Source organism: Aquitalea sp. USM4 (genome assembly GCF_004328945.1).
Taxonomy (GTDB): domain Bacteria; phylum Pseudomonadota; class Gammaproteobacteria; order Burkholderiales; family Chromobacteriaceae; genus Aquitalea; species Aquitalea pelogenes.
The window spans coordinates 1,455,543-1,476,644 of sequence record NZ_CP029539.1 but is presented as its reverse complement, the minus strand read 5'-3'; the positions used below and the strand labels follow the sequence as shown (position 1 = coordinate 1,476,644).

Genomic DNA, 21,102 nt, shown 5'->3' with positions numbered 1-21,102 from the left:
AGTGGCTGTGTAGTTCAACACGGTCGGAGTTGCTTTTTTCGTCGCATTAAGCTTTAACAACAAATTTTTTATTAAACGATAATCGTGCTAAGCTTTAATAAGAAATTTGTTATTAAAGGTTACCAATGCGTGTATCCGACCTTCACCCGACTCTTCGCGCTACCGCAGAACCTGTTCCAGGTCGTGGTGGTGTGTTTGCAGTTGTACCCGTCCTCCTCCCTCAGTCTGTCGATATTTCGGGCTGTGAAGCGCTGTTCACCCAGGCACGTTTTGAGCATGATCAGCTACAAGCCGAGCTGGGCCAGTACCCTCATGTGGGTTTGCTGCTCCGTATGCTGAATAGACGCGAGGCTGTGGACAGCAGCCAGATTGAAGGAACCAGTACTGGGTATGACGACCTGGAGCTGTACGAAATCGATAGGCACTCCGAGTCTGAAGCGGTGAATGATTCAGAAGTCACTTTAGCCTACGTCACAGCATTTCACTGGGGTCTGCAGGAGGTTGAGGCCAGAGAACGTGAAGGCCTTACCCTAGATCTGATCACCGGAATCCATGCAAGGTTGATGGATAGCCAGCCAGATGCGACGCCGGGGGTGATCCGAGATCGGCAGAATTTCATTGGCCGCAACTTCACGGATGCAAGGTATGTGCCTCCTCCTGCCGCAATGCTACCGGGATTGTTGGAAAATCTGCAGCGCTTCTTGCAATGGGATTTTGATGACAGAGAACCGTCAATTTTCCTGAGAACAGCCGTTGCGCATGTTCAGTTTGAAGCTATCCATCCGTTTCTTGATGGTAATGGTCGCGTTGGACGCTTGTTGTTGCCATTGATGTTTGCTGCCGAACATGAAGTACCGATCCACTTGGCCTCCTTCCTCAAGCTACGTCGAGATGACTACTATGCAGCCTTGCTGGATGTACAAATGCGGCTCAACTGGCAACCTTGGCTAACCCTTTATCTTGAATGCGTCATTGCCTCATGTCGGCACACAAGGCAACTGGTTCAAAATTGCATGCGATTGCGCGCAGAGTGGGCGAGTAACATCCGGGTGCGCAGTGATTCCGTAGTACCCCGTATTCTCGACAGATTGCTAGGCAGTCCCTATGTAACGGTCAATGATTTGGCTGAGCAACTTAATGTGTCATTTCCGGCGGCAAATAACGCGATTCAACGACTGGTAGAGCATGGAGTTTTGCGACCGGTTTCCCAGCAGCGTCGCAATCGGGTTTTTTTCGCGCATCAGGTCACAAACTTGCTGATGACTGGGCTTGATGCGGCACTGCAAGCAGCACAGGAAAGGCCCGGATGGTAGTTGGCTGCAGTCAGGGACTTTCTGTGGTGATGAACTTATGTAGACTTATGTTGCGGAACATAACTTATGTTCTATGACATAAGTCAGCTTTGTTAAGGGGCTGGATGCGTGGCAGGACAGGCGCTCGGTACAAGGCTCAAGATAATGTTTCCCGAACTGAATGCAAAACTGCAAGCCGTGGATGCTGCGAAAGCCAAGCTGGATACTGCACGCCCGCTGCCGTTTCACACTGCCGCTTCCCTCCGCGACAAGCTGACGCTGGAGTGGACCTACCATTCCAACGCTATTGAGGGAAATTCGCTCACCCTGCGTGAAACCAAGGTGGTGCTAGAGGGCATCACGGTTGGAGGCAAGTCGCTAGGTGAGCACTTTGAGGCAATCAATCACCACGCTGCAGTCTTGTACGTCGAAGAGATCGTGGCCAAGCAGGAGCCTCTGACTGAGTGGCAAATCAAGAACATCCATGGTCTGGTTTTGAAAGAGATTGATAGCGGCCAAGCAGGATTCTACCGCAGCGAGAACCTGGTGATCTCTGGCACAAGCACAACCCAACCTGACTTCCTGCAGCTTGGCGAAAAAATGCATCAGCTCATCACTTGGTATGGACAGACAGGGCAAAAGCATCCAATTGAGCGTGCTGCCGAACTACATGCCCGGTTTGTGAATATCCATCCGTTCGTTGATGGTAATGGTCGAACGGGTCGCTTGCTGATGAACTTCGATCTGATGAAAGCAGGCTATCCGCCTGCAGTGATCCGACAGGAGGAGAAGGTGGCCTACTACGATGCGCTGGACGAAGCGTGTCTGACCGGAGTTTATGATGGCATCACTGCGCTGGTAGCTGAGGCGGTACAGAGGTCGTTGGCAACTTATCTGGATTTGCTTCAGCTTGCCCAAAAAGCCAAGCAAGAGAGAAATTCGCCCACTGGCCCGAGTTGCTGAATGAGTTGAAATACTATGAAAGCCTACAAAAAGTCTAAAGCACGCTGGCAGGACTGGAAATCGTAGCAGCAGCGTCTACCGCCTTTCTGCGTTCATGAGGCCACAAACCTGATAATTACTGGGCCAGATTCTGCTCAGCAAGAGGCTAGGAATGGCCTGCATGGTAGCTGGCCGCATATGCCCAGCTTATTTTCATTGAATAGACTGCAATCTCCCCAATGCACTTGCCAACTGATACCCCGCGGTATGCCAATCAGCAATGGCCTGAATGCGCTGCTGACGTGCATTTGCCAAGGCAGTCTGCACATTCAATAACTCCAGAATATCTGCCACTCCGGTTTGGTAGCGCTTCTTGCCAGCATTGAACGCAGCCTGGGCACTCTCCAGCAAATCACGCGTTGCGCGTACATTCTCTTCACTGGTCTTCAAGTCCTGGTAGCTAGTCCAGACATCCTTGGCCACCTGTTGTTCGGCATCCGCGAGTGTCGCTTCCTGCACTTCGACTTGGGCTTCTGCATTACGAATCTGATACGTCCTACCAAATCCCTCAAAAATCGGGATATCCAGCTGAATGCCCAGATAACGGTCCTGGGAATGGGCCGGCGTTGTAGGCAGGCCAGTACCCAGACTTTCTGGCTGAGTACTCCGGTTGGCACGTGCTGTCAGGCTGATAGTGGGGCGACCTTGCGCACGCACTTGCTCTGCCTTGGCAATGGCGGCATCCCGTTGGGCGCGTGCTGAACGTAAGCTAGGGTGTTGTTGCTCAGCTTGTCTCAGTAGTTCTTGAATGGATTGCGTGACCGAGTGGATCTCGGTGGTCTCGGCATCCACATGTGCAACCCCGGTGACTTGCGAAACAGGTTGCCCCATATCGAGGGCAAGCACCCCCAAGGTGTTATGTAGTGTGCCTTCAGCCTTCACTCGGGCGATCACCGATTGTGAATAGGCGGTCTGCGCTTGAAGTTGGTCACTCACCGCGGCGACACCCCCCGTCATCCGGGCGGAGGCAACTTTCAGGCTCTGCTTGGCGGTCTGCTCGTTTTCACGTGCAGCGATGACCGCATCCTGTGCAGCAGCGGCTGCATAGTAGTCCTTGGTCGTATTGGCAAAGACCTTTTGTAGCGCATTGTCGTAATTGGCCTGTGCAGCGGCCAGCATCTGCTTGGCGTATTGCAGTGAAGCAGAGCGCGCACCAAAGTCATACAACAGCCAGTTCAAGGTAATGGTTTCGGTCTGGTAAGTACTGGCGTGATCCGTACTCAAGGTTGGAAAGACTGGTGTTTGCAATGTGGCATGATCTCTTACCCCCAGCACGGAAGCATTCACGGTTGGCAGATACGCTGCAGTCGCTACGCCGACTTGCGCTGCTTGCGCCCGAATATTGGCCCATGCTTCACGTGTCTGCGGGTGATGGCACAAGGCCTGCTCGACCGCCTCTGCGAGTTGAACCACTGCGCTGGGTGCTGCCAGCGCGCAGGGATCATTCACACTGTTATGGCTGATTTCTGAGGGGAGACGAGCACCTGTGTTCATCACTTTGAAAGGATCCGCCGGGTACGGATCCCATGCCAAGCAGGGGCTTGTCAGACTGGTCAGCAACAGCACAAGGCCACAAGTCGTCGTGATATTCCACGGCTTTGGAGAGATGGGCAGCTTCAAGGTAGACATGATTCGGTGTCAAACAGCAGTGGTGAGCACGGTGTTGGCCGTATGGGCGGTGACTTGTTCCAGCAGGGCAACTTGCTTGGGCAGGCAGATCCGCTGCAGGTCGTAGCGTTCCAGAATGGTTTGCCGAGCAGCATGGCGTAGTGCAGCCATCTGATCGGGGTGAGCGCAGACTTCAATAATGCGCTGCACGATGTCATCGGGTGAGAAAAAATCCACCAGCAAACCGTTCTGACCATCCTCAATGACTTCCACGACCGGTGCTGTCCGCGAACCGATCACCAGACATCCGGCAGCCATGGCCTCCAGCATGGACCAGGACAGAACGAAGGGATAAGTCAGATAGACATGAGCGGTAGAAACCTGCAGCGCTTGCAGATAGTGACCGTAAGAGACTTTGCCCAAAAAGTGAATGCGGGACTGATCAAGCTTCTCTCCCAACTCGTCCAGCATTTGCGCACGATACGAACCAAAGCGAGATGGGCTGCCATAAGACACTTCATCACCACCGATGATGATGATCTGTGCCTGTGGCCGTTGTTGCAACAAGGCAGGCAATGCCCGCATGAAGGTGTGGAAGCCACGGCTGGGCTCCAGATTGCGATTCACAAAGGTAATGACTTCATCACGCCGGGTCAGTTGGCGACCGTTGGGTAGCGTGAAGCTTGCCTCAGGGTTGGGGCGAACATGATCTGTATCGATACCATCATGCACAACTGCGATATTGGACTGGTAAGGCTTGGGGAAACAGCTGCGCTGCCACTGGGTGGGACTAATGCCCAGGTCCATTACATCAAGGCTCAGTAGATGGGGAGCATTGCGGATGCGCAGGTGCAATGCTTCATCAAAATGGCTGGGGTATTCCGGATCGAAACCAACATCCTGTCCTTTCGACCGGTAGAAGAATTCGCAGAAATGCACCAAACGGCAGTCTGGAAAGACATCCTTCACAAACAGCGACTCTCCCCAGCCAGGATGGGCATAGACAATATCAGGGGAGAACCCTTGATGCTTAAGATTTAACAAGGTTTTGACAACAGCCTGTCCACGCAACACTGCTGTCGAGGTTGAAGTCAGGTAGGGATGCGCTTCACTCTTGGCGTTAGTTTCAAAGTCGTAGACTCCGACTTTGAAACCTCTCGGAAGCCGTGCCAACTTATCTTTCACCCAGCGGCGTTCGCCAATACCGATCACCTCAACATCTGTTCTGCCGTGGTAATAGGGAAGTAAGCCCTGAAACTGCCCTGGGAAATTCTGATGAATGAAGAGCACGCGCACGAGAAATTCTAATCCACGCTAAATTGTTAATTTATGTAAATTCCATCCGAATAAACGTAAGGCGACCATGCAAAATGATGAAAGTTCCATACGTCATATTGCATTGTACTGTTAATCCCGGTTAAATTGCGAAAACTGTTTTTTACAATCGATCGTGCGTAGGCTTCGGAGACGTTAGAGAACAGAAGCCACGCAAAATTTGGGTGGTTTACTTTGACGACACAGGCGGTAGCGCTGGATCCGGGGTTAACTGCCCTGGTCATGATTGCGCGTTTTCACTCCCTCGCGGCCGACGAGGCCCAGCTTCGCCACCAGTCTGGCTTGGCATCCGAACAGTTCTCAGAATCAGATTTGCTGCTCTCAGCCAAGCAGCTGGGTTTGAAAGCCCGCGCAGTTTCCCTCTCCTTTGATCGACTGACTCACACTGCACTCCCCTGCCTGGCATTAGCTGAAGATGGCCGTCACTTTGTGCTGGCCAAGACCGATGGCCAGCGCTTCCTGATTCATGATCCCGCCGAGCAAAATCCGCGCATGGTCAGCCTGGACGAGCTGCAAGCACGCTGGCATGGGCGTGCCATTCTGTTTACCTCCCGCGCGTCGCTGGCCGGTGAACTGGCCAAGTTCGACTTCTCCTGGTTCATCCCGGCTGTCGTCAAATACCGCAAGTTATTGCTGGAAGTGTTTGGCGTATCGCTAGTGCTGCAGCTATTCGGTTTGGTGACGCCCTTGTTCTTTCAGGTGGTGATGGACAAGGTATTGGTGCATCGTGGCTTTACCACGCTGGATGTGATTTGCACCGCCTTACTGGTGTGCTCGGTATTCGAGGTACTCCTGACCGGCTTGCGCAGCTATGTGTTCTCTCATACCACCAACCGCATTGATGTCGAACTGGGGGCACGGCTGTTCCGCCATCTGCTAACCTTGCCGCTTCCGTACTTTGGCGCACGCCGGGTGGGTGATACGGTGGCACGGGTCCGGGAGCTGGAGAACATCCGCAATTTCCTGACTGGCCAAGCCCTGACCGCAGTCATCGATGTGCTGTTCTCCATCGTGTTTCTGGCAGTCATGTGCTTCTACAGCGTCAAGCTCACCGTCATTGTTGCCCTCTCCCTTCCCTGCTATGCCGCCATCTCTGCCTTTCTGGTTCCCCCACTACGGGTACGACTGGATGAGAAGTTCGCCCGTGGTGCCGACAATCAATCCTTCCTGGTCGAAACCGTCTCCGGGATTGAAACCGTCAAGGCAATGGCCGTCGAACCGCAGTTCACCCGCAAATGGGACCAGCAACTGGCCAGCTATGTGAGTGCCGGTTTCCGGGTCAGCAATCTGGCTAATATCGGCCAGCAGGGTATCCAGCTGATCGGCAAGCTGGTGACCGTAGCCACCTTGTGGCTGGGGGCCAATCTGGTGATCGACGGCCATATGACAGTTGGCCAACTAGTAGCCTTCAATATGTTGGCGGGTCGAGTAGCTGCTCCCGTCTTGCGCTTGGCCCAGCTGTGGCAGGACTTCCAGCAAGTGGGCATTTCCATGCAGCGCCTGGGTGACATCCTCAATACGCGCACCGAGATTCCCCAAAGCCGGCAGGCTCTGCCTCAGGTACAGGGGGATGTCGCTTTCGAAGACATTCGCTTCCGTTACACCCCGGATGGCCCGCAGGTGCTCAAAGGCATCAATCTGCACATCCGTCCCGGTGAAGTCATCGGCATTGTCGGCCGCTCTGGCTCTGGCAAGAGCACCCTCACCAAACTGCTACAGCGGCTCTATGTGCCTGAGAACGGCCGCGTCCGTATTGATGGCATAGACCTGGCCCTGGCCGATCCCGCATGGCTACGTCGCCAGGTCGGTGTCGTGCTGCAAGAAAACCTGCTGTTCAACCGCTCGATCCGCGACAACATCGCCCTATCCGATCCCGGCATGCCCCTGGAGGCTGTCATCCACGCAGCCAAGATGGCCGGTGCCCATGACTTCATTGCAGAGTTGCCGGAAGGCTATGACACCAAGGTGGGTGAACATGGAAGCGGTCTGTCTGGCGGTCAACGCCAGCGCGTGGCCATCGCCCGTGCGCTGATCAGCAATCCGCGCATTCTGATCTTTGATGAAGCCACCAGTGCGCTCGATTACGAATCCGAACGCATCATCCAGAACAATATGCGCAGCATCTGCCAGGGCCGCACCGTCATCATCATTGCCCATCGCTTGTCTGCCGTTCGCAATGCCAACCGGATCATCGCCATGGATAAGGGAGAGATTGTAGAAAGTGGACCGCATGATGACCTGCTCCGCCATGGCGGCTATTACGCCCGCCTGGTTGAACTGCAAACGGCGTGAGGGAAATCATGAAACACCACCTGCAAGCCCTCAAAGACCTGCTGACGCGCTACGGCACCATTTTTAAAGCTGCCTGGGACATCCGCCACCAACTGGACGCCCCGCCCAAGTTAGGCCACGAACTTGCCTTCCTGCCAGCGCATCTGGAATTGGCAGAAACACCAGTGCACCCAGCACCCAAATGGGGAATGCGACTGGTCGTTCTGTTCGCACTCCTTGCCACGCTATGGGCGATCTTTGGCAAGCTGGATGTGGTGGCGACAGCCAAAGGCAAGCTGATTCCCAACGCGCAGGTCAAGGTGGTTCAGCCACTGGATACCGGAACGGTTCGCGCGATTCTGGTGGAGAACGGCCAACGCGTGAAGGCGGGGCAAACACTCATCGAACTGGACACCACTCAGGCCGGTGCCGATGCCAGCAAGAGCCAGGCTGCCCGACAGGAAGCTGCCGTCACCATTGCCCGTACCCAGGCCCTGCTCACTGCCCAACAAAGCCATCAAGAACCCCACGTTGCTGCCATTCCTGGCCTCCCCGTAGAACGGCAACAAGAGGTACAGCGTTTTGCCGAGGGGCAATACCACGAATACCGCGACAAGCTGGCCACTCAACAAGCCGAGCTGGATAAGCGGCTAGCCGAGCTGGACAGTACACGCCAGCAAATCAACAAGCTGAAACAGACCGCCCCCCTTGCACGCCAATCGGCAGATTCCTATCGCAATCTGCTGAAAGACAACTACGTCTCTCGCCAGGACTACCTGCAGAAAGAGCAAACCCGTATCGAACAAGAGCAAGACCTGGCCGCACAGCAAAGCCATGCCCGTGAATTACAGGCAGGCATAGAAGAACAGCGTCGCACTGTCGATGCCACCACTTCGCAATTCCGCCGTGAACAACTGGACGCCCTCAACCAGGCACAACAGCAATTGCCGCAATACCAAAGCGAAGAAACCAAGGCCAAACAGCGCCAGCAACGCATGAAGCTGGTGGCACCGGTTGACGGCACTGTTCAGCAGCTTGCTGTCCACACTATCGGTGGCGTGGCACAGCAAGCTCAATCACTGATGGAAATCGTACCGGACGACACGCTGGAAGTGGACGCCAGTATCGACAACAAGGACATCGGTTTTGTGAATGTGGGTCAGGAAGCCATCGTCAAGATCGAAACCTTCCCTTACACCCGCTACGGCTATCTCACCGGCACCGTCACCAAGGTGTCGAATGACGCGGCACAGGACAAGAAACAAGGCCTGATCTTCCCGGCCCGCATCAAGATCGGCCAGAGCAAGATCAAGGTGGAGAACAAGTGGGTCAATCTCTCACCAGGGATGGCTGTCACAGTAGAAGTCAAAACCGGCAAACGGCGCGTGGCGGAATATTTCCTGAGTCCATTGATAGAGTATGGGCAGGAGAGTTTAAGGGAGCGGTAATGACGTCGAATGTAGCTGTTTACCACAATTTAGTACGCCTACTTACAGCACCACCACCACAGCCTGCTCAATTTCCTTTGTGGCTAGAACAAAGCCTTTTGCCCTTGTTTCAATGCGACAGAGCGTTCTGTGTTAGAGGTGAAGTGATTGCTGGACAGGTCAAAGCAACGCACTGGCTACCTATCGGATACTCGGCAGTCGATATCACTTCCTTTCTTATGCAATTCGAATGGAAAGATCGTGGATGCTTAAGGTGGTGGCTTCAAAACAGACAACCATTCTTGCTGAATCGTCAAAACCCTTCCTCCTTCGCTACGTTGCAGGAGTTGCAGGAAATGGAGCGCGTTGGTCTAAAGGGAATTATTGGTCATGGATTGGTAAGTCATCTAGCGAAAGAAGGAACTTACTTTAGTTTTGGACAGACTGCTAATTCACTTGGAATCGAACTTTTGCCGATAATGCAGTTAATTATGCCTCTTTTACATAGCTGTTTCACTGATTATATTCACAAAGATCAACAGGAGCATCTTGATTTTTCTCATATTCCACCAAGAAAACGGCTAATTTTAAGGTATCTATTAGCGGGGTGCTATGATAAAGAAATCGCAGAGAAAATGAATATTTCAGAAAAAACTGTACGCAATCAGCTTAGTGAAATATATCATCAATTTGGGGTTGGTTCTAGAAGTCAATTATTAGTCAAGTTGAAATGATTAGGACAGATGTCCCATTGCTAGATGGGGCGTATTTATGCTAAAAAGTAGGATTATCTTTGTGGAAATTAGATTGCGGATAATCATGTTAGTTAAATAGGTGTGCGAGGAAGATATATTTATAATCAATTACTCCATTTTGTATTTCATAAATTTATCTTCATTATTTTAAATAAATGGGCGAAGGTGGATTTTGCTACGGAGAAATGTTGTAATTTTCAATTTGTGCAACCTGTTTCAGGAAGATATTAATGGGGATGGGCGTGAAATCAATTCTGTACTCAAAATCATCTGCATGGTGTATGTCCAAGTGGGCTTCATCTAAGCCAAATGCAGTAAGTTTGGCTGCTATTTTAGTTGTTATTATGCTCTCGATTGCGAAAATATTTCTTGCCTCTAGCGGGATGGAGGGGCGCTTTCTTGAAATTATGCATAATGCATTTGGTGATGTTATATATTTCTTCCTTATTTATTTTGATTTTTGGATCATAGTGCCATCGGCTTTAATTATCAATGCATTATCTGGAGATAAGATTTTAGTTATCGTAATTTGCATTTGGGGTAGTCTTTTGTATACGTTGCAAAGAAACAGTATAAGTATGGATGCGCTCATCTATGCGTTGGGTGTATTTGTTACGTATTTGTTTTTTAATTTTGTTATTTATATATTTTTTAAATTGTGGAAAATTCTAATAAGGAATTTATTTAAATGGCAAAAATAATTGTACATATAGCGTCCATAGGAAATCCTCTTCAGACTGGTGGTAGTTCTAAAACTGGTCACATGTGGTACACCTTAATTGATTCAAATGGAAATGCTAAGTCATGGGGGTTTGAGCCGGCTGACTCTGGGAAACCAGTCGATTACGGAAAGGTAGAAAATGATGATGATAGTAATTACATAAGTCCTGGGTACAGCAAAGAAATAGATATAACCGATGATCAGTATCATGAAATAAATGATTTTGCCCAATATGCTCAGGATCAAACTGAAAATCAAACTGGATATTGGTGGGGTGATGATATTGCGAATATTTTTTCGGGCGGCGGAGGTTACAATGGGCTGGCAAACAATTGCATATCATTTACATGGATGTCATTGAAGGCTGGTAATATAAATCCAAAATCAATGGGGTGGCATTTTACTGTTCTGCCGACGCAAAATATTCCGTTTATAAGTGCATTGGTAAATAGTAATTTTTCCAAAACATTATTTAGTAGCGGAGCAGATCCTCTTGCAATTGATCTGACTGGCTCAGGAATTCACACGATTGGCGCAGACCAATCCGGTGTAATGTTTGATGTTAATGGATCTGGCAATACAGTTGCAACTGGTTGGATTGCGCAGGGAACAGGTTGGCTGGTTTACGATCCAACAGGAGCATCAACGCTTACTAGTGAAACCCAGCTTTTGGGTACACAGACTGTTCTCTCAAATGGGCAGTATGCTGTTGATGGGTTTCAGGCACTTTCCGCACTGGATAGTAATGCTGATGGCCATATCAACACCAGTGATCCAGAATTTTCCAATTTGAGAATTTGGGTTGGTGCACCTTCTGAGGGCTCAGCAAATCCGAACTTGACTGCAGGTCAAATGATGACATTGCAGCAATTGGGTATTGTCGATATTTCCCTAAATAAGACAAATAGCTGGATTAATACTGGTGGTATTGGGAATGAAGTCAATGTTGAATCTGCTTACGCAACAGTAACATGGCAGGATGGGCATCAAACTACGATTGGTGATGTAAACCTGGTTAGCAACCCGTTCTATCAAAATCTGGTAGCCCCCTCAAGCGATATTCTGACCGCAATTCAGAAGGATCTGGTCCTAACAAATGCAGGTCAGCCAATTACGTTAAGCAATTTGCCGGAGATTAAAGGTAGTGGGGCAGTCTACGATAGCCAGACTGCTGCAGCTAGTTCAGGTGGTTTTGCAAATGTGTTACAGCAGTACAGCTCGCTTTCCACCCGAGACGAGCAAATAGCCATGCTCCCCGGGTTGCTGCAAGCATGGTCGAGCACTAGTAGTTTCAAGGGGCTGATGCAACGTAACACTTGGGGCATAATGGACCCATGTTATGAATATGCCTTTGAGGGAATACAGAAGTATAACAATCCCAACGCGACACATGCACCAGGTGATTCATCTGACTGGACTGCAGATTACCGTAATATGGTTAACATGGTTAATGTGCTGGAGATTTTTAATGGCCAAACCATGTATCAACCAAAGAAATCAGAGCTGCTGTGGGGCTATAACCAAGCAAATTTGGTTAACATGGGGCAGTCTTCTTCCTCAGAAAAAGACTATCTGCTCACACCGTGGTTCACCGTTCCTGTTACACAAACACAGATAAATAATTTGCAGCAGAGTTACTTGGCATTGGAGCAAAGTGTCTATCAAGGACTTCTGCTGCAGACTCGCCTGAAGCCTTATCTTGATGCTGTTACCTTAAATGTGAGTGGCAACTTGATTGGGATGGGTACGTCTGCTTTGGATAGTTTGCTAAACACTAGCTTCACGGCTAATCCAGTATCGACAACCGAGGATTTGCTGGAACTGGTCGCATATGGAAGCGATGTACTAAATATTGTTGGATACAATCCAGTCGGCAAGCTGACACAGTGGGTATCTCAACTGAGTGCATCCGGGCAGTGGAATACTGTCCTTAGTGACTTCAATGGCATTCTTTCTTCTATGCCGGCAGGCAGTAGCGATAATAGTGTTCCTCAGATTCTTGAACTACTGAATAGCAATACGCAAGGTAACCTTGTTATCGCAACAGGTAGTGGCACTTTCAACGGCACCAACGGCAATGACACCATGGTGGCCGGCACTGGTGGCGGCCAACTGCTGCAGGATGGTGGCGCGCACATTACCTTCGACTATGCCAAAGGCGATGGCAACGACACCATCAACCTGACCTCAGCCCAGTCCACCAGCGTCTTGCAGCTGACCGGTTACAACGATAGTGACCTGCTGCTGCATCGCAGTGGTAACTCGTTGTTGCTGAGCTTTGCTGGTGGAGACAGCGTGCTGCTGAACAACTACTTCATCAACCCACAAAACTACACCACCGTTCAGTTTGATGACGGCAGCCAGAAATCGGTTACGGAGCTGATTGCCGAAGGCCGGGTCATGCATGGTAATGGCAGCGGAACCTACAGCCTCGACTTCGGCAACAGTACGATTGTGGCCGGCATTGGTGGGGGAGAGGTTTTCACTGGCAATAGCTACAACGACACCTTTATCTACTCGCGTGGTGATGGGGCCGACAGTATTTCCGACTCTGTGAATGGGTTTGGTTCTGGCTCCAGAACCTCCCAGAATGTGCTGAAGCTGACCGACTATAACCGCAGTGACCTGTGGTGGTCGCAATCTGGCTATAGCCTGGTACTGCATTTCGGCCCTCCGGGCGCGTCGGACGACAGCATTTTGCTGCAGGACTACTATCTGCGGATGCAGGTCTGGAATGGAGATACCAACCTGAGTGCCATCCAGTTTGCAGATGGCACACAGATGAGCTGGTCGGATCTGATGAACAGTCCGAACGTCATTCCAGGGCAGGTGATTACAGCGTCTGGTCCGGGTACTTTCTCACTCCCAAGTTCATATGACACGCTTGTTGCTGGGATCGGGAATGAGCTGCTGCAAGGCATCGGTAATCATGATACGTATTCATATTCAAAGGGTGACGGCGCTGACACCATTAATGACACCATTAACGGGTTCGGGACAGCGAAGGCAATATCACCCAACACCTTGATTCTTAATGGTTACAATCAGAGCGATTTGCAACTCCATAGTGTCGGAGACTCTTTAGTACTAGGCTTTTCTAACGGAGATAGCATAACACTACCTGATTACTTCTCTCGCTTTAATAAGTCCGGTGATACTGGAATAACAGATATCAAGTTCTCTGATGGATCATCAGTCAATATCGTTGATCTCATCAAAAAGAGTACTATAGCTGTGGATGCCAGTAATGGCATTTACAATGGGCATGGAAGTAATCAGCTATTTGTCGGCAATGGTGGAAATGATGTTATGAATGGAGGTACTGGGAATGATACATTCCTTAGTGGTACCGGTAATGATTTGATAACCGGTAGTTCAGCTGGGGCAAATTTCTATCATATCCAATCGGGAGCTGGTTCTGACACAATTCAGAATTCGACTGGAGGAAGTGTAAATAATAGCAGTGTGGTATTTGAAGCGGCACAAAGTAATGAATTGTGGTTTCAAAAATCAGGAAATGACCTACTTGTAAATGTAATTGGGACATCCACGCAGGTGGATATTTCTGGTTGGTACAGTGGTAGTGATCATCAGGTTGATACCATATCTGCGGCAGATGGAAAGACACTTTCTAACAGTCAAGTTAATGCTCTTGTAAGTGCGATGGCTGCGTTCAGTCCTCCAGCACTAGGAACGACGAGCCTGACTCAAAGCTACCAAGATACATTACAGCCAATCATATCTTCGAGCTGGCATTAGTGTTTAATCGGATAAACGCCTATGGCCATCAGGTCATAGGCGTTTTTGTTGGAAATATTATTAATGACAGGAATTGTGAATTTTTTATTCAATCTCCACAAAGCCTGCTATCGCACCACTAATCATTGAGGCGGTAGTGACATTCATACACTATGCTTCTATCATCGATATGCATAGGGCGGAAGGATATGACTAAAAGCTGGCCAAAACCAACTGTTGTAATCGCAGTGCTTGGGATTACCGTAGGCTATCCAATTGTGGCGTGTGCTCAAGTTTCCTGCGATATGAGGCTGGCCTTCTGGCAGAAGGATAAGAGCATAGTATCTGGGAAGACTGCAGTGCTCGAAACGCAGGACGCCACTGCGCTATTCTTCCAGGATCGTCTGAACGTTAATACAGACGGAACTCGAAGATCATATAGCGTTTCGGACTTCTGGGGTGAGAAGACTGCGGTGAACAACCTTTGCAATGCCATGAGCGATAAGTGTGCAGGTCTTGACAAGACAGGCCTCGCTGCACGACGACAGTTGACGCAAAAAGTTGCTAGTCAGGGGTGGCCGGCTAAAGGCTTTAAGCAGACGCGCATTTCGCCAGATATCATCCCTCTTAAGAACGGCAAACCCTGCCCGGAAGTAGACGGGTACTTGGTGTCTGCTACTGCACTGACTAGAACCAAAGTAGCAGATGTCTGTGATCTTGGTCGTTATGTCGATGCCCTACACGTTCCTGCCTTGGTCATTCCAAAGAACTCGACTAACTTCGGTACCCGTCGTGCAAAGATTGGGGATCTAGTTGTCGCAATGCTCCCCGATCAAGCGGTCCCTGTTTATGCAGTCGTTGGGGACTCGGGACCTGAGGATGAACTCGGGGAGGGATCACTCGCGCTGAACGGGAAAATATTGGGCAAGAGCGAGCCGATCAACTATAGGGAAATCCGTGGCAAACCGCCGTTTACCTATAAGGATGCCTGGGTGACTCCGCCAACGGCAATTCTTATCTTTCCTGCTACACGCGATACAAAAGATCCATACATAACGGCAGACCGAATTGAGACTGCAGCTCGCCCGCTCTTTGAAAATTGGGGTGGCGTTGAGCGAATGAGAGCATGTTTCGACGCGGCGAAGGCAATGAAGCAGTAATGCTCCATCTTGTCGATAGATGTCACCTCATTAGGTTAGTACTAAGAAGCGATTCGGTAATCTCGAATGCATTGGCAACATGTCGCAATGCTGTCTCGGCAAGTACCTGTTCAATAGCCTCTCGCTGGAGGGAGTCGGAGAAAGTACGTTTGTTTTGTTCATGAACACTGCTGCTCTGTGGTGATTATCCACCTTAAGTTAGTGTCTGCGGAGAGCGGGACAGACCAGGAGAGGCTTACGTCACGTCAGCTACAGCCCCATTGACCCATATCCTGCTGAGGCATCGACGTCCAGGTGGGTAGCCTGCTGATCAGTTGAAATAGCGTCTTCCCAAACGACATGAAGAGCCTCTCGACGGTGTCGATGAAACGAAAATCCATTTTATTTCAATATATTACATAGAATCCCTATGTAAAACACCCACCGCAAAACCAGAGAAACATCGCCACTCATTGCTTGGTCATGCGCAAGAACACAGCCACGTAGCCCTAACTGGTGGAATCCACCAGTTGGTGTACGTTTGCCTTATAATGCCAAGCATGACGACACAAATACACTCTGGGGTTCGTGTACACTTTTCTGGCCACGAAACCTTTCCGCTTCGGCAGATGTGGCTTAAGAAAGCTTTTGATCGTGCCTGCGGTGGAGAAACCATCCCGAAAGCTGCTTTTTCGGACGCTGACGCCATCGCAGCCTTTGGAGTTGGCAAGAACATGGTGGCCTCTATCAAGCATTGGGCACTAGCATGCGGCCTAATGATCGAAGCAGGTCAAAATGAATTCAAACTTAGCAAACTTGCAAGCGAGATCCTTCGAGATGGCGGATTGGATCCGTATGCAGAGAATCCAGCAACGGCATGGCTCGTGCACTGGCAGCTAGCTGGAAAATGTATCCGATCGACCACTTGGTATTGGTTATTCAACCATGTAACAGTCCCAACCTTCACCCGCCAAGAGCTCGAAAAACCCTTGGCTCAATACGCCCAAAAGATCGACTCAAAACACAGGCTCTCAACCTCAACGCTTTCGCGCGACTTAGAGACATGCCTGCGAAGCTATGCCCCTCGCGTAACAGGAAGTTCCCCTGAAGACTTTGCAGAGCCCTTGCTTGGCGAGTTGGGGTTGCTACAAGAAGTTCACAAAGGCCAACACTCCTTCCGCCGAGGTCCTAAGTCATCTTTACATGACGGCATCTTTGCATATGCCTTGGTTGATTTCTGGGATCGCCAAGCCAACGGGCAAAGCTCGCTAGCCTTTGAAACTATTGCTTATGCAGAAGGCTCCCCTGGACGGGTTTTTAAGCTCGATGAAGAGTCAATTGCTCAGCGTCTGATAGGACTCTCTGATTTCACTGGCGGAAAGATCGCTTGGACTGATTCAGCGGGCCTGCGCCAGGTTCACCGTAAGCCCTTATCTAAAGAAGACTACAAAGAATTAATCAGGCGTGCTTATGACTGACATGAAGGAACAGGTGCTATCGGACATCGTCCAAATCTCGCGCCAATACCAGCGATCTATACGACTCGATGCTGACATCGGCCGGGCCGACGCACTCACCGGCTACATTTGCCATGCAACGGCAGCGTCGATCGTCGATGGCATGAGTAAACAGCTTGCCAACACCAATCAACGCTGTTTTACATGGACAGGACCTTTCGGCGGGGGCAAATCTTCACTTGCCGTAGCATTAGCTAGCGCGCTGCACCCTGACCAAACCATCCGGACTCTTGCACGCGAAGCCCTATGCTTGGGCTCCGCATCTGCCTTTGACAAAGCCTTCCCTGTTAATACCGGTTGGATGCTCGTACCAGTGGTAGGTCGTCGTGGAAGTGTTGTGACGGAGCTTGGCGCCTCCATCCGGCGAGCTCAGGGCAAAAGCGTCGATAACCGTAACAAGCCAAGTGTTCAAAGCGTCATTGCCGAACTTCTCATAGAAGCAAAGAGTCGGCCGCAAGATGGCGTCTTAGTCATCATTGATGAGATGGGCAAGTTCCTAGAGGCCTCCGCATTGGGCTCTGGAGATGACGTCTACTTCTTCCAAGAACTCGCCGAGGCGGCTGCACGCTCCGAAGGTCGCTTGGTAGTGGTGGGCGTACTACACCAATCTTTCGCTCAGTATTCTGTGCGACTCGGCATCAACACCCAAGATGATTGGGCCAAAGTCCAAGGACGGTTCATCGATCTTCCCTTCGTTGCAGCCAGCGACGAGGTTGTGGAGCTCATTGGCCGGGCAATCGAAACCAAAGCACGACCAGAGCGGATGCTTGACGCATCCAAATCTATCGCGGATGCCATCCGCTCCCGCCGCCCCACAGTAGGGCAAGATTTCGCGAAAGCACTCTATGCTTGCTGGCCTCTACACCCAGCAATGGCAGCACTGCTAGGCCCGATTTCCAAGCGACAGTTCGGCCAAAATGAACGCAGCACTTTCGGATTTCTATCATCAGTCGAACCACATGGTTTCCGCTCCTATTTGGACTCGGCTTCTGTTAGCCATGACTCTTGGTATCAGCCGGGAGATTACTGGAACTACCTGCGGGCAAACTTAGAGCCTGCAATCCTCGCCTCCCCTGATGGCCATCGCTGGTCACAAGCCGTTGAGGCTGTAGAGCGAGCCGAAGCGAAGTCAGGAGACCCCTTTCTGGTCGCCCTGATCAAAAACATTGCCATCATTGATCTCTTCCGCAATGGCTCAGGCCTAGCGGCTGATGCGGTAGTGCTAGGGACGCTTTTCGACAACAAAACCCGCGAAGAGCTTGACGCTGCATTACAAAAGCTCTCGGCTTTGAAAGTTGTAATCTACAAAAGCTACACAGGCGCTTGGTCAGTATTTGAAGGTAGTGACTTTGACATCGATGCCGCAATCTCCCAAGCCCTAGCAAACTCGGCAGGCATCGATTTTGAGCGCCTGTTTCAACTTACCGGACTACATCCAGTCGTCGCCAAACGCCACTACCACAAAACAGGTTCGATGCGATGGATGGAATTATCGCTGTGTAGTATTGATCAGGCTGAAAAGCTGGCTGCGAACTACCAACCCAGTAAGGGTGAATTTGGTATGTTTGTACTAGCACTACCTAATCGCAACATGAGTCTGAATGATGCTCGCAATCGTGCGCAACAATGCTCAAGGCTGCGTCCATGGCCAATAATGGTAGGTATCCCGACAAATCATTCGCGCATTGCCGAGCTGTCTTCAGAGCTAGTTGCCTTAGAACAAGTCAAAGATCGCCACGAACTCTCCGGGGATGCTGTTGCCCGCCGTGAAGTCTATGCGCGCTTGGCCGCCACTCGTTCCGAGCTAGAGGACCAGCTCCAAGCCGCAGTTTCATTGTCAACCTGGCATAACGGCAGCAACCAAGTTCTCGAATTAGGCACAAAGCTATCGCCAGTAGCTTCCGAACTCGCAGATACTCTTTTCAGCTCTTGTCCTCCCGTATGGAGCGAACTAGTAAACCGTGACAGTCTTTCTAGCAACAGCGTGAAAGCTCGCCGTGACCTGCTCCATGCAATGGTTAACTCGGAAGGTCGAGAAGCCTTGGGGTTTGAAGGCTTCCCTGCGGAGCGAGGGCTCTACGAAACACTACTCAAGCGCACAGAATTACATCGGCATGACGGAAAGGGGGGCTGGCGCTGTCAGGAGCCGGAGAATGGTTATGCAGAAGGGTTTTCCAACCTATGGAAAGCTACTCGGAACCTGTTCTCTGATATCAACACTCAGGTCAGGGTAGATTCAATCTACAAATTATGGAGTGCACCACCCTTTGGGCTAAAGCAAGGTGTACAGCCTATATTTTTGACGGCCTTTCTGCTCGCCCACAAGACAAATGTTGCAGTCTACAAAGATGGAATGTTCGTTCCACAATTTACTGATGCCGACATAGATGAGTGCCTGCAGGATCCACGTCGATTCTCGCTACGCTGGGTAGCTATCGATGATGAAAAAAGTCGCATCCTTGAAGGTATCGCGACTCTGTTAGCAGAGGTTGGGGAGAGTACAGGAGCTACAGAACCACTGGAAGCTGCTCGTGGGCTTGTGGCCATGGTTTTTAATCTGCCTGAGTGGGTACGCAGGACACAGCGCATTAGCAGTACCGCTAGAACGATGCGGGATATGCTCTTAAAGGCAAGTGATCCACACAAGGTTTTGTTCGTTGATCTTACGTCGTTGTTAAACGCAGATGACGGTGTGTCCTATGTAAATGCCTTGCGTGCGCCTCTGCAGGAACTTGCTACCGCCTATGGAAAGATGCTTGCGGGTGTTGAGACCAAGATGCTCGAAGCACTCGATGCGTTCCCCGGGAACTTGGAGTCACTGCGCAAGCGGGCAGAAGCAGTTGCAGGTATTTCGGGTGACCTGCGACTTGATGCTTTCACGACGCGTCTTTCAGGGTTCGATGGAAGTCGAACATCGCTTGAAGGCATTCTAAGCCTTGCGGCCGAGAAGCCCCCGCGTGAATGGGTCGACCGGCACATCGATGCAGCCAACTTAGAATTAGCTAAATTCGCTCGTCGTTTCCGTGAGCTTGAGGCCTTCGTCGCCGTTCAAGGCAGGGAGGCTCATAGCGAGGCGATAGCTGTAGTAATTGGAACAGGCTCAGACACCCAAGTGATTTCTCGTTCTTTTTCAATCGATGAGCGCTACCGTAAAACTGTGGAAACTAAAGCAGAACAGGTCGCCTCGATACTCGAAGGCCAAGGCTTTGGAACCGAAGTGCTACTTGCAATCCTGGCTAAGGCCGGAATGAAGCTAGCTTCGAATGACAAGGAGGATTCGAATGGCTGAAAGACACGTTTTGGGATTATCTGGCGGCAAGGACAGTGCAGCACTGGCCGTTTATATGCGCGATCACCATCCCGAGCTGGATATCGATTACTTCTTCACCGACACTGGCGAAGAGTTGCCTGAAGTATATGAGTTCTTGGGACGCCTCGAAGGCTACTTGGGTAAGCCAATCGCTAGGCTCAATCCACGGCGCGATTTTGGGTTCTGGCTCCGCGAGTACAAGCACTTCCTGCCCAGTGCCCAAACACGTTGGTGTACTCGTAAGCTCAAGCTGGCTCCGTTTGAGCAATGGGTCCGACCGTGGCTTGCCGCTGGAGACAAAGTAACTTCCTATGTCGCCATTCGGGCCGACGAGGACTACCGAGAAGGCTACGCAGCGAAGGCGGATAATCTTTTTGTGAAATTACCATTTCGCGAGGCCGGCATCGACAAATCAGGCATTATTGACATCCTCGAATCCTCTGGTGTGGGCTACCCAAAGTACTATGAGTGGCGTTCCCGCAGTGGTTGCACGTTCTGTTTTTTTCAGCAAAAAATCGAGTGGGTACGCCTCAAAGAGCGACACCCCGATGCCTTCAAGGCAGCAAAGGATCTGGAAAAAGATGCACTTGAGCATGGTTCCCCCTTCACTTGGTCAAAAGGCGAATCACTAAGTGAGTTAGAGCAACCAGAGCGAATAGAGGCAATCAAGTCCGAATATGAAGTTCGTCGACTACGACTTCGTAAAAGCATCCCGATAAACCCCCTCAGGCCAGTGAAGCTATGTCCTGAAGATATTGACGACATCTATGGTGAGGATGAAGGTGGTGGTGCTTGTTTAATATGCCATAAGTAACATAATCAAGCCGGCACACTTCTAGAGCAGCGTGCTGACTTCCCTAAGTTACGGTGCTGACTCGAATTTCGGCTACCTTTCCCCCTCAGTTGGCACTGCCAATAGGGGAAAGGTAGCCGGCCATTTTCAGCATTTTCTAGCGCTGGTTGTTGGCTCGTGTCGTCGTATCCTGC

The 21,102-nt window shown here is 50.6% G+C and carries 13 protein-coding genes; 11 read left to right on the top strand and 2 right to left on the bottom strand.

What is annotated here, in order from left to right:
- The first annotated feature begins 125 nt into the window (after positions 1-125).
- Together DKK66_RS07015 and DKK66_RS07010 are read left to right on the top strand one after the other, a co-directional pair.
- Positions 126-1,313, top strand: a complete 1,188-nt coding sequence (locus DKK66_RS07015) for a Fic family protein (RefSeq protein ID WP_131356590.1) — start codon at positions 126-128, stop codon at positions 1,311-1,313.
- Between the two features lie 144 nt (positions 1,314-1,457).
- Positions 1,458-2,255, top strand: coding sequence for a Fic family protein (locus DKK66_RS07010; protein WP_131356587.1), 798 nt, complete (start codon positions 1,458-1,460; stop codon positions 2,253-2,255).
- Between the two features lie 192 nt (positions 2,256-2,447).
- On the opposite strand, the gene DKK66_RS07005 is transcribed toward DKK66_RS07010, so the two are convergent.
- Both DKK66_RS07005 and DKK66_RS07000 read right to left on the bottom strand, forming a co-directional pair.
- On the bottom strand, positions 2,448-3,923 hold the full coding sequence (locus DKK66_RS07005; protein ID WP_131356583.1) for a TolC family protein: 1,476 nt from the start codon (positions 3,921-3,923) through the stop codon (positions 2,448-2,450).
- Positions 3,924-3,932: 9 nt separating this feature from the next.
- Positions 3,933-5,198, bottom strand: a complete 1,266-nt coding sequence (locus DKK66_RS07000) for a glycosyltransferase family 4 protein (RefSeq protein ID WP_131356580.1) — start codon at positions 5,196-5,198, stop codon at positions 3,933-3,935.
- A gap of 213 nt (positions 5,199-5,411) precedes the next feature.
- On the opposite strand from DKK66_RS07000, the gene DKK66_RS06995 reads away from it, so the two are divergent.
- From DKK66_RS06995 to DKK66_RS06955, 9 genes are all read left to right on the top strand, one after another.
- A complete protein-coding gene (locus DKK66_RS06995) occupies positions 5,412-7,529 on the top strand; it encodes a type I secretion system permease/ATPase (RefSeq protein ID WP_255434234.1) in 2,118 nt (705 codons plus the stop codon).
- Between the two features lie 8 nt (positions 7,530-7,537).
- Complete coding sequence (locus DKK66_RS06990) at positions 7,538-8,956, top strand: HlyD family type I secretion periplasmic adaptor subunit (RefSeq protein ID WP_131356574.1); 1,419 nt, start codon at positions 7,538-7,540, stop codon at positions 8,954-8,956.
- On the top strand, positions 8,956-9,669 hold the full coding sequence (locus tag DKK66_RS06985; RefSeq protein WP_131356571.1) for a LuxR C-terminal-related transcriptional regulator: 714 nt from the start codon (positions 8,956-8,958) through the stop codon (positions 9,667-9,669). The genes DKK66_RS06990 and DKK66_RS06985 overlap by 1 nt, the downstream gene beginning before the upstream one ends.
- 263 nt (positions 9,670-9,932) lie before the next feature.
- Positions 9,933-10,391 carry a hypothetical protein gene (locus tag DKK66_RS06980; protein ID WP_131356568.1) on the top strand — a complete coding sequence of 153 codons (459 nt, stop codon included), beginning with the start codon at positions 9,933-9,935 and terminating at the stop codon, positions 10,389-10,391.
- Positions 10,379-14,170, top strand: coding sequence for a calcium-binding protein (locus tag DKK66_RS06975; protein WP_131356565.1), 3,792 nt, complete (start codon positions 10,379-10,381; stop codon positions 14,168-14,170). Before DKK66_RS06980 ends, DKK66_RS06975 begins: the two co-directional genes overlap by 13 nt.
- Before the next feature lie 188 nt (positions 14,171-14,358).
- Positions 14,359-15,309 carry a glycoside hydrolase family 75 protein gene (locus DKK66_RS06970; RefSeq protein WP_165494114.1) on the top strand — a complete coding sequence of 317 codons (951 nt, stop codon included), beginning with the start codon at positions 14,359-14,361 and terminating at the stop codon, positions 15,307-15,309.
- 539 nt (positions 15,310-15,848) lie between these two features.
- Positions 15,849-16,766 (top strand): DUF4007 family protein, encoded by a 918-nt coding sequence (locus DKK66_RS06965; protein WP_207389857.1) that lies wholly within the window; start codon positions 15,849-15,851, stop codon positions 16,764-16,766.
- Between the two features lie 142 nt (positions 16,767-16,908).
- Positions 16,909-20,094: an ATP-binding protein gene (locus tag DKK66_RS06960; RefSeq protein WP_242673582.1), complete on the top strand. Its 3,186-nt coding sequence runs from the start codon at positions 16,909-16,911 to the stop codon at positions 20,092-20,094.
- A complete protein-coding gene (locus DKK66_RS06955; RefSeq protein ID WP_045848144.1) occupies positions 20,087-20,929 on the top strand; it encodes a phosphoadenosine phosphosulfate reductase family protein in 843 nt (280 codons plus the stop codon). The genes DKK66_RS06960 and DKK66_RS06955 overlap by 8 nt, the downstream gene beginning before the upstream one ends.
- Positions 20,930-21,102: the final 173 nt, after the last annotated feature.